At 42.1% G+C, this 349-nt stretch carries 1 protein-coding gene; it reads left to right on the top strand.

The genetic code is table 11. The features are described from left to right. A partial coding sequence (locus tag HC175_RS21335; RefSeq protein ID WP_235942724.1) for a 3-hydroxyacyl-CoA dehydrogenase NAD-binding domain-containing protein occupies positions 1 to 349 on the top strand: 349 nt, incomplete at both ends.

Genomic DNA, 349 nt, shown 5'->3' with positions numbered 1-349 from the left:
AGTTTGCAGATGAATATGTAAATAAATTTAGTGCTACTCCCCAGGATGTGGAAACTGCTCTGGCTTATATCGCTTATTCCATGGATATTCCTGAAGCTGCAGGTAACGCCCATCTTATTATCGAAGCCCTGCCGGAAGATCTGGCCGTCAAAAAAACCTTCTACAATGAATTAAAAATTACAGCTCCCAAAAATGCAATTTTTGCCTCCACCTCTGCCGGTCTTGATCCGGGGGAATTATCTAAAGCTTCAGGTAGAGCAAATAAATTCGTGAATTTCCATTTTTCCCAGGAAAGTGGTCCCACCGGGACCTTAATAATTATTTCCCTACCGGCAACAGATCCTGAAAT

It is taken from the genome of Salinimicrobium oceani, assembly GCF_012037645.1.
The sequence above is the reverse complement of the archived record's forward strand: the minus strand, read 5'-3'. Positions and strand labels throughout refer to the sequence as shown.